Here is an 11,092-nt window from a genome sequence, read left to right as displayed (position 1 = left end):
GGAGCATTCCTGCAGGAAGCCGGGAAGAGATAAGAGAGTCTTTGTAATTTTTTTCACATAAAAAACAACACGGTATCAGAAAATAGGCAGCATGAGATAGGGTGTATCAAACAATAGAGGTAAATTCAGAATGAAGGATGGAAGCGCAGCACATACTTGTTGAGGAGATGATTAGCATTGCGCAGCTGGCGGCTAACACGTTGACTCGAATATGGAATATCGAGTCTGTGACGATCTTTAAGAAAGAGTGTGCTGTCAGAACCGCTGTCTCGTTCGGTGTAGGTCAGAATGGAAGATTTGCGGGCAAATGCGGTGCGGTGTGTTCGATTGTCTGAGAGCTGATACAGAAACGGAACAAGTACCAGATTTTGATGCAATACAAGCGGTGCGAGCTTACGCTGGCCAAGTGTCCTGTAGGAGAATTTGCAGAGCTTCCGCCTGTCCATGCAGCATAAGTCGATTAAGCGGTTACAAAATTGGTTTGTTGTGCACTCGGCGTAGTAGGTTTGCTCACCGATACAAAGAATTGTCACGTCACCAATACCGGATAACTGTCCCGGATAGAAGAGATGGCCATCCTGCGCAAATCGTTCAACAGCAACTTCCTTGCTTATTAATTGGTGCATACTTGATTTTCTCCCCTTTTCATCAAAAATTAGGATAATTTGTATATATTTATATTATCCTATCACTTCCTGTAGAAAAAGGGGCTATCGATCGCAAGTTTCGCGGTTGTTCTACAAATCTACAAAGTTCGTACTAAAAAACCCCTCTTTTCAGAGGGGATTATGACTGAACATTCATTCAATACAGCATATCTAATTCTATCCTATACTGCTGCCTGCTATTCAATGTAAACCGTTTTGCTTTCTGCATCCCAACGAGCTTTTGAACCTAACGCTTGCGCAACATGAGCAATTGGAAGCATCATTCGCTCATTCTTAATTTCAGGCGCTACATCTGTCGTAATGTCCGCTCCATTCACTGTTATCTTTTTCACACCCATCTTAATCTGCACCACTTTGTTTCTCTTAAATAAAGAAACGGTTTGCGAGGCCTTATCCCATACAATATTATCCTCATTTATTCCCATCACTTCAGCCACATATCGCACCGGTAAGTATGTTCGGTCGTTCTTGATATAAGGAGCTGCATCCATGGTTTTCTCTACATCACCAATTTTATATGTCGTGCTACCGATAACGAATGACCCGGTTAAATTCGTTTCTGATGGTGCCGGAGTAATTACATCCGCTACTTTGAAAGGTATGCCGCTTGTGATGTTAAATAACAGACTATTATATGGATGAGCTACTGCTGAGCCTGCAATCTTTGCTTCTAAAATCCCTTCTGGCACAGAACGGTCTACCGACAATTTAATATCAGAGATTTGAATTTTTGAAGGCTTTGTACTTTCCCCTTTAATATCTATTTTTAGACCTTCATACATATCAGTTGGGGCCTTTGATAAATCTTTAGCTTGTATAACCTGAACCGAATCAATGAGTAAATCACCCTCAATCACCTTTATCTTTGGTGTACCTGTGAAAGTGACCCCCCTGGAGAAATAAACAAGAACATACCCTTGCTGTTTTCCAGCCACACCAAGATCAACACTTTGCTTAACGGCTCCCTTTACGGTTTCAGCAAGAATAATATCCGGAATAGCCTGTCCTTGCAAGCCGATCTTTAGCTTTCCTTCCGCTAATGGTTTGGGTATGCCCGGTGGTATGGATTTAGCAATGACTACTTCTTGCTTTTCGATACCAGCCCCCTGGACGGTTGCTTTAATGTCACCATAGACGCCTGTTTTAACTGCAAGGGCAGCTTCAAATACCAATTTGCGTTTACTGCTGGAAGGCGTGGTAGGGATAGCAAATGTGACTGTGTTTCTTTCAGCGTTTACAGTTCCGGTAACATCACTGCCAGAGTAATTAATTGAAGGACTGACAATAATCCCGGTTAACGGATTCACAGTTCCAGGGATTTTTACTGCGTCCGGTAATTCTACCTCTACTTCCCTTCCACCGATGAAAGCGCCCGGTGAAGTTTCTTCGATTGTCATCTTTACGACTTTTTTATCATCGAACTTGCTGGCGAGGATCTGGTTAACTTGTTCGACTTTAACAATTCCTCCCCAATCAAAATACTCCGCAACAACGATGTCATTATCAGAAATATCTGTACCGGTAATATTAACTGTTACATCACCTTTTGCAGCATTACTGTCTGCTTTAATATGTGGCTTGATATAAACGTAACCACGCGAACCAGTGGATTTACTGGTTAAATTATATATAATTGTTAGCTCATTGTCGCTAATTGCTGGTGTCCCTACAATTGAAGCTTTACCGGAGAAACCACCCCCAAATGTGATATCATTTGTTGTCATACCATCCCACTTGAAATTAGAAGGCAAACGTAGTTTAATTTGATTGGTTGCACCAGCACTTATAGAACCAATATAATTTTCTTCAATACGAATGGTGCCGCCATCGCCTGTTTCGCCAATGTTTTTCACTTCGTTAACTGTAGCTGTTGTAGAAACAGAGCCTGTAGTAGCAAATGTATACTCACCAGAAGTTACAGTACTATCCATAGATTCTATTTTCAATTTTAATTCGCCACTAGCGCCGTTTAATTTTACTTGAAGCGGTAACTTAATTTTATTATTTTGGCCTTTTTCGGTAAATGCACCAGCCTTAGGTCTAATTTCAACAATTTGTTCACCGACAACCTTTACTTCTGCAGCATTGTCAGTACCCCCATCTAGTGTAAAAGAAGAAGAACCAAAATTCCACTCTGTTCCAGAAGGAAGAGTTACACGGAACGTATCTGAAGTTGTTGTCCCAAAATCAATATCATCCTCTGCGATATACAAATTGTTACTACCAGTTAACGTATCATTATTCTTTACCCTCAGGATTTTATCTACATAGTTAGAACTATTAGCACTTACAACAGATATCCAGGGAGCAATAGCTAATGGTACAGTAAGCACCGCGATCGTCCCTCCACACAAACCTTTGTGTATCTCCTTTTTCATAAAATTCCCCCTAAATAATTTAATTTTTACCTCTTCCAAAAAAGAAAGCGCTATCAAAAATCCCCTCCTCTCTAAATGAAAAATAATTGAATAGTTAATATATTTGAATTATAGATATGTGTAATTATAAAATCAACATTAATTATTAATATTTTAAAATATTTACAAAATTAATTTTGTAACTTAAATAAAAGCGGGTGTCCCCATCACTTTTTGGGACACCCTTCTTCACTATCATATATACGCATAAAAAAACGATAAGCGACCTATATATTGTATTCTGTTTGAACTCAGAGCACCTTTGAGATAGCTTCTTTATTCTATACTTATTCACTATGCCCCTGCAGCTACCCAAGGTTTCTCATAAGCTAACTTTAAGTTATCCAACTGAATAAGCGTATCAAAGATTTGTTTTTTATAATTAGCTACGGCCAATTCCGCAGCTACCACGTCGGCTTTAATACCTACACCAGCATCATACTTAACCTGAGCCATTTTAAGTGTTTCTTCTGCATTAGAAAGATTAATTGTTAAAGATTTATATTGGTCTTCTAATTGCTTAATTGAATAGTAGATAGAACGCATACCATCAGAAAGCTTTTTCTTTGTATCCTGCACCTCGTTAGCGGCTGTCCTGACATCAATTTCGCTGGCTTTATAAGGTGTACTACCGGCATTATATGTGTACAGATCAACATCCAGCCGTTTAAGCTTTACCTGATCCTCTGCCATAGCTACAGCATTACTATTTGACACCACATATACAATATCATTCTCCAGTTCATTTTCATCCTTATCAAATGGTTTGAACTGCGGTTCATCAATAAGCGCAAAGCGAGTCTCTTTTGGAACACCGATTAAAGAATTCAACTTAACATATGCATCATCTAATGCTTTAGCTGCCAATGTCTTTTGCTTTAAAGCTGCTTCATATTTTCCTTCTTCCTGGCTCAGTTCATATTGACTAATTGTGCCTTCTGCAGCTTTGTAGGAAGCCAGCACTTTCTGTATCTCTTCATTTTTTGCGGAGGCTTCAGCCAGTTCTTTTGCTTTTTTGGCTTTTAGCACATTATTATATGCTGTTTTTACTGAATAGGTAATATTATCTTTTTGTACCTCATAATTCCGTTTACTCGCTCCCCAGGCAACGTCTGCCTGCGCAACGCCTTTTACTAAAGCACGATCCGCAGCATCCTGTGCGCCATTTCCCGTGCCAATAGGTTCATAATCAATATTCTCACCAGCAGCCTGACGCACTTCAAAAGCACGGTCAATAGAATCTTTAGCATTTTTAAGAGAAATACTGGAAGAAAGGGCTTTTTCCAATGCTTGCTCATATGTTAAAGACTGTGTTTGAACTACAGGAGCCTGTTCCGCTTCCACTGCATAGGCCGGCAAAACCGCCGGAAACAATAGTGCGGTAGAAAGGACAAAAACAGGTAATTTCTTCACCATACTCATCCCCTTTTATGAAAGGAAAAATTATAGGATATGAAAAAGGAACTCCCGAACGGGAGCCCCTTCTTCATTTAATTATCAAACTACTTATTTCGCAGCTTCAATTGTGATTTCGCTAGTTTCTTTGTTCCATTCGATGTTAGCATTCAGAGCATTAGCCAGGTAACGGATCGGAACCATTACACGGTCGTTTGTTTGAGCTTTGTTGCGCCATACCGGAACATCCATCGGAACTTTCGCACCGTTTACAGTCAGGAACTTGTCGCCAACTTTACCGGAAACTACACGGTCGCCTTTGAATACTGTGAACGTGCTAGTTTTGTCATCCCAGATGATTTGATCATCGGATACGTTCAACGCATTAGCAGCGAAGCGAACCGGCAGGTAAGCGCGATCCCAGCCTACAAGCGGAGCTGCATCCATTTCAAACTCTTTTCCGTCAACAGTGTATGTTTTGCTGTTGAGTTTGAATACGATGTTAGAAGCCGTTGTATCTCCAGGAGCCGGAGTTACTGTAGAGCCCAGAGTGAATGTTACAGCGTTTTGAGTGTTGAATTCACCCGGATCCATTGCATTCGATGAACCGCCAGTATAAATAGAAGTTTGAATCCATCCTTTGGAAGTAGTGTAGTTTTCTACTACCGCACTACCACCAATTTTGGCTTGAATTGGTCCTTCTGCTACTGTACGATCCAGTGTCAAAGAAACATTAGATACTTTAATTTTCATTGGTTTTGTGATACTTTCGCCTTTAACCGGAATCGACAGTACATTGTCATCGTTAGTACGACGAACATTGGATGTATCAATAGTACCATCGCCTTCGACTACTTCAACTGTTGGTACTTTGGAGAATTTCACGCCAGTCGGAAGTTTAACGGTAATTTCACCGTCGCCACCAAAACCTGTTTCCTGGCTCTTTTCGAATGTACCTTTCTTTGCTTCAGTAATATAGAAGACTGGAGCAGCTTGATCTTGAGCACCGATTTTGAATTTGCCAGCTTCTCCTTCAAGGCTTGCAGCCGCCGGAGCAATCGCTTTTGCTACAACAAGCTTTTGTTCTTCAACACCAGCGCCACCTACAGTTGCTTCGATATCGCCAGTTTTGTTAGCTTCTACACTCAAACGCACTTTGAATTCAATTTTTCCGTTTATTGTGCTATTGGTGCTATTATTTGTAATATTGATGCTAAAGTTATCATCTGTACCATCAACTTCGCTATTTGTTGCACCTACTGAAGGTTTAGTTGCTTCAACTGAACCAGAAACAGCCCAATCACTAACGTCAACTACTTTTACCCAACTTGGGAATTGAACATCAATGTCACGGCCTGCTACAAGAGAACCTGGTGTAGCTTCTTCAATCGTAATTTTTGCAGTTTTCGTGTTTTCATCGAATTTACCAGCTGTTAATTCTTCCACACTTTCAACTTTTAAGGTAACGCCATAGTCACCGTATTTTGCTACAACAACGTCAGCATCAGAGAATGAGTCACCGCTAATGCTAACTGTTACATCGCCATACGCAGCATCCTTATCAGCTTTGATTTTAGGAGTAACATACAGATAGCCACGAGCGTCTGAAGTTGAAGGCAGGCCAGTAAGTGATACTGTCAGCTCATTATCAGATGTTGTTACAGTGTTGACTGAACCAGTTGCCCATCCACCACCTAAAGTGATGTCACCTGTCCCCATTCCATTCCATTCAAAGTTAGAAGGTAATTTCAACTTCAGAGTTTGGTTTCCAGATACAGCACCAGTTGCATTTTCTTCAATTCGGATCTTTCCACCTGTACCAATTTTACCGATATTTTTCACATCATCCACTGTCGCAACTGTTTTTCCGCTGTTTGCAACAGCAAACGTGTAAGAGCCAGAATCTACCGTACTATCCATACGATCTACAGTAACTTTCAATTCGCCAGATGCACCATTTAATTTCACACTGAGCGGTATGGTAATTTTACCATCAGTCTCACCATCACCGAAATTAGCCCCAGTCGGACGAACTTCTAAAACTTGGTCGTTTACAACTTTTACAGATGCTGTGTTATCACCAGCACCAATAGTAATTGTGCTTCCAGGAACATATGCTGGTACACCAGCAGGTGCGCCGGAAGGTACCGTGCTATTCCAAGTAACGCCTGAAGGAAGAGTTACACGGAACGTATCAGATGTAGTAGTTCCAAAATCGATATCATCTTCTGCAACAATAAGGTTGCTAGAACCATTCAGTGTAGCATTTGTGCTTACTTTTAAATTTTTGTCTACCTGGTTATTACTGTTTGCGCTAGCAATTCCAGCGCCGAACGGAGCTGCTACAGAAGCAAGCAGTGCTGAAGTAGCAAGAACTTTAAGAGCTTTATTCTTCTTCACGTCTTTTCCTCCTAAGTTAGGATAATATTTTTTTGCGGACAGTTGCATCATTTACTTATCCGGGCTTTACCATATTTCAGTAAATATGCAACCCGTTTGTGAAGGAACTTTCCGCTTTCGGTTTGGTTGAGAGCATTGTTTATCTATATCTCGAGCCTCTAACCCCATTATGTACCTTCACCCCCTTTCGAGGAGTAGAGCTCTCTTTATGTATGCTTTTTGTAATAGAATTTTAATAAAAATAATATATTCGATATTGGTAGAATATACTATTTTTATTCTCACAAAGCACAGTATACAACGACTTAATATAAAAGTAAATAGATAAGGTATCAAAAGCCTATTGTATTATGCTACATACTTATAGACGAAGATTCTTTTAAAAAGTTGCGTTGTTTTCAACTTTTTTCTTTGTCTCCATCTTTGTTCGCAATTTCCTCGCGTTGATTTGATTTACACTTAATTAGACGATGCTCTGCTTAAAAAGTTGCTTTCCCTTAAAAATATTTTTTAGAAACTTCCTTAAGAAATAACCTCTCAGTTTTTTACTGCTCGATTGCCCGCATGTCCTCCCTCACTACGGATACATTAATCCCGAACAAAATCCAAAAAATAACGGCCGTGCCTATAATGGAATCGTTAAAAACAGCTTGAATCAAATATGCGCACCATGCGAGCAACAAACTTACCACTAAGGCATACCTTCCGTTATTTCTTGCTTTCTTAAACCATTTAATATGCTCCCATACGTGCCTAAAAACAAGAACAAGAAAAGCCGCTAAAGCGAACACCCCTGCTCCGTAGGCAATACCTAAATACATATTATGCGGCTTATCTACAATTACATTGGGATCATTTAGATTAGCCGCTTTATCAGGATCGTTCTGAGGAAAGTAGTAAGCCAGTGTATCAAGTCCATAGCCAAGTATAGGCTGCTGCTTAATAAGCTCGATCGTTTTTGTCCACTCGTACAGACGCCCGGTACCAGCTCCAGTACCTATTGCAGGCAAATTAAACTCACTGAATTCTTTTGCTGGCTCCTCGGCAAAGGCTACAGGCAGAGAAAGGATGTTTTCTATTGCTGAATATGTGCCTGTTTCTTGGTACTCTGCACTGGCAGAATTACGCAAGAAGAAACCCACACTTTCTTCATATACACGTGGATTGTGTAGGTTAAGAGTTGCCAAAATCGCTCCAAATACAATAACAGCTCCTGTCACAGTGATTATTGCCTGCTTTCGATTTGCAGCAAATATAGATGCAACAAAAATAAGCGGGAGAATGATAACGAGTGTAAGGAATCCACTTGTCGATAAGGCAGTTAATAGCATGGCAAAAGAGATGCAAGCAAAGAATAGATTCATACCTTTTTCTTTTTTATCTTCATCTAAAGTCGCTTTCGTCAGAAACAAAGCGACAAGCACACTTGAAATCCCGCTTACATAATTAGGATTGTTGAAAGTGCTGCTAATATAAGACCCTGCACTAATAGAGCTCTCTGGTATACTCGAAGGAAATACAATTGCTCTTATAAAAGAATTTTTAATCAGCTCATATCCATAAAAGTGAAGGATTCCCATAAGCGCATTTATCAATGTTAATGGATACAGGGCATAGAAAATCCACTTAATTTTCTCTTTTGAAAAAAGCGTATTGGCAGCTATAAAGAATAATGTAATGTAGCCTATATATGTTAAAGTTCCATCATGTCTATTATATTGACCAAACAGAGCTATTGTTTTGTATTGGGCAAATAGAGCAGAGCACAGAATAAAAGCTAATAATACAACAACAGGTTTATTTATATAACTTTCCGGTATTTCGTAACCTTTTCCCAACATTTTATATAGCAAAAATGCTAATAATATAAAAATAAAAATGAACATAAGAGTAAACTTATAATATGTAAATATATCTGTTTTTAAGCCGCTATCTAATGAGGAGCCTGTAATCAATGGGCTCGAAAATTCAATAAAAGCGACTCTTACTAGTAAAGGAATCAGCGCAATCATTAATAATAAAAGAGTAGCTATTTTACTATCTATACTTTTTTGTGCTTCCGCCAACAAAAGCTCATCAATGCTCCTTTTTTTTTCACTCATTTTTCATCCTCCACACAAGTCTACTTTATCTTTTTTTGGGCATCCAATAATATTGTTTCAACTGCCGGGGAAGAAACAGAGCCTGATTCCATACCGACCTTTTTACTTTCTGCCAGATACTTCTCCGCTTTCTTGTAATCACCTGACTTATAAAGACTTTCACCATAATGAGCTAAGAATTGATGATTTCTCAAAAGAAAGGGCCGAATTTCTCTAGCTCTTAAGAAGTATTGATTTGCTTCTTTATATTTTGCTTGACCTGACAAGGACAAAGCATAATGCCAAAGTAGCATATAACTATCAGGATGTTTTTTTAATAATTCACCATAAATAGTTTCGGCCTCAGAAAATTTCTGTTGCTTTAGTTTAGTGTTCGCTTCATTAAAGAGCTGGCTGTCTTGAGCAAAGCCTTTATCTTGCTTCTCTCCCATGATAACCACAGCTATAATGCCAGCAAGTAATATAACAAAAAAAACATAAAAGACAATATTCCGTACTTTGCCTGCCGCCTGTTCTTTCATTCTTTAATCCTCCTGCCTATTGCTTTTCAGACAACGTTAATTCGACATGTTTCATCATTTTCCTGCATAAAAAAGTAAAATACCAGGAAAAGTTTCCTGATATTTTACTTTTTTAAATGTACTTTATCTCCCTGGCCAGAAGCGACTTCTGAATATCCAAAGTGCTTCAGCATCATCTCATACTCCCTTGTATATTTCCTATTAATCCCACGCGCTTGTTCACTCTGAAATAGCACACGGATGGTCTGCAATAAAATTTTAATATCCAAGGCAAAAGAATAATTACGGACATACATCAAATCAAATCGCAATTTATCCTCTGTATTGGTACTGTATTTTGCCATAACTTGGGCTAATCCTGTGATTCCTGGTTTAACGGACATACGATACGAATAATCCCGGATGGTTTGCTCAAACTGTTCAATAAAAAACTGACGCTCCGGTCGAGGTCCTACCAAGCTCATATCGCCTTTTAATACGTTAAATAGCTGCGGGAGTTCATCCATGCGAGTAGCCCTGATAAACCGCCCCAAAGAGGTGATACGTGGATCATTATCCGCAGCAAAAATTGGCCCTGTTAGTTTCTCAGCTCCCTCTACCATACTGCGAAATTTATAAATCATATATTTTTGTCCGTTCTTCCCTATCCTCTCTTGTTTGAAAATAGCCTTTCCATTCGAGTTCAAGGGGACGAGAATATAGAGTCCAAGCATTATAGGGCTAAAAAGAATAATTAAAAATATAGAAGCAAAGATATCAAAGGCACGCTTTGTAAAAAGCTGTGCTGGAGTCAGTCCGGGAGGTTGAACTGAAAGAACAAGCATATCGTCAATTTGTTGGGGCTCTGCATCTAAAACAAACAGCTCAAATAACTCCGGGACAATTAAAACTTCTTTACGACAGCGCGCACAATAACTTAGAATTTCAGCCTTTTCATCCTTAGCAAGGGAGGGACTTAAAAGAACAACATCAACTTCCTCAATGACACTTATATGCACCTTCCATTGCTCCACAGAAAGAAATCTGTGAACAACGAACCAACCTGCAGCATGACTCAAGAACTTATAAGCGAAAGCTACTGCGCTTTCCAAATCCCTGTCTATAATTAATACTTTACGCAAGCCATAACGTCGTTTAGCGAACCACCAAATAGCTGTCCGCGTCAAAGCAAGAAATAGAATTTGAAGCAGCATAGAAAGGATAATAACGCTCCGCGGAAAGGAGAAACCCCGATACCAAAAAGTAAGAGCCATGGTAGAAAGTCCTAAAGTAGCAACAGCCAGGACGATTAAATACAAAAGATTATATAAGCTTTTCCTTCGCCAATTCGAATAAAGGTCAAACATATAAAAAATAATAAGGGTCACAATAGATAACCAGGGCAGCACATTTGCGTACGAATCCCAGTTATAATCCGGAATCTCGTTCCCGAATTTAATCCAGAATGCACTCACGAAAGCAAGGTTAACTAAACATAAATCTAAAAGAGCAAAAATCCCCTTATATATTCTCATTCTTGAATTTCTGGTCATAAGTACCCTCTACCTGTCCTCTCCGCTGACGCACCTTGAAGTTAGCGACAAAGATAA

Annotated in this window: 7 protein-coding genes; all 7 read right to left on the bottom strand. The window is 39.4% G+C overall.

What is annotated here, in order from left to right:
• Nucleotides 1–125 precede the first annotated feature (125 nt).
• Nucleotides 126–626, bottom strand: a complete 501-nt coding sequence (locus B2899_RS00905) for a hypothetical protein (RefSeq protein WP_146810537.1) — start codon at nucleotides 624–626, stop codon at nucleotides 126–128.
• 218 nt (nucleotides 627–844) lie between these two features.
• Nucleotides 845–3,103, bottom strand: coding sequence for a copper amine oxidase N-terminal domain-containing protein (locus tag B2899_RS00900; protein ID WP_286883340.1), 2,259 nt, complete (start codon nucleotides 3,101–3,103; stop codon nucleotides 845–847).
• A gap of 276 nt (nucleotides 3,104–3,379) precedes the next feature.
• Nucleotides 3,380–4,501 carry a TolC family protein gene (locus B2899_RS00895; protein ID WP_286883338.1) on the bottom strand — a complete coding sequence of 374 codons (1,122 nt, stop codon included), beginning with the start codon at nucleotides 4,499–4,501 and terminating at the stop codon, nucleotides 3,380–3,382.
• 90 nt (nucleotides 4,502–4,591) lie between these two features.
• Nucleotides 4,592–6,880 carry a copper amine oxidase N-terminal domain-containing protein gene (locus B2899_RS00890; protein ID WP_286883336.1) on the bottom strand — a complete coding sequence of 763 codons (2,289 nt, stop codon included), beginning with the start codon at nucleotides 6,878–6,880 and terminating at the stop codon, nucleotides 4,592–4,594.
• A 545-nt stretch (nucleotides 6,881–7,425) separates the two neighbouring features.
• Nucleotides 7,426–8,982, bottom strand: coding sequence for an O-antigen ligase family protein (locus B2899_RS00885; RefSeq protein ID WP_286883334.1), 1,557 nt, complete (start codon nucleotides 8,980–8,982; stop codon nucleotides 7,426–7,428).
• Nucleotides 8,983–9,002: 20 nt separating this feature from the next.
• On the bottom strand, nucleotides 9,003–9,503 hold the full coding sequence (locus B2899_RS00880) for a tetratricopeptide repeat protein (protein ID WP_286883332.1): 501 nt from the start codon (nucleotides 9,501–9,503) through the stop codon (nucleotides 9,003–9,005).
• A 104-nt stretch (nucleotides 9,504–9,607) separates the two neighbouring features.
• The gene (locus B2899_RS00875; protein ID WP_286883331.1) at nucleotides 9,608–11,035 is read right to left on the bottom strand and encodes a sugar transferase; all 1,428 of its coding nucleotides are present in this window, start codon (nucleotides 11,033–11,035) and stop codon (nucleotides 9,608–9,610) included.
• Nucleotides 11,036–11,092: the final 57 nt, after the last annotated feature.

Origin of the sequence: Aneurinibacillus sp. UBA3580 (genome assembly GCF_002375825.1) — a bacterium.
In the GTDB taxonomy this organism is placed as follows: domain Bacteria; phylum Bacillota; class Bacilli; order Aneurinibacillales; family Aneurinibacillaceae; genus Aneurinibacillus; species Aneurinibacillus danicus.
The sequence above is the reverse complement of the archived record's forward strand: the minus strand, read 5'-3'. Positions and strand labels throughout refer to the sequence as shown.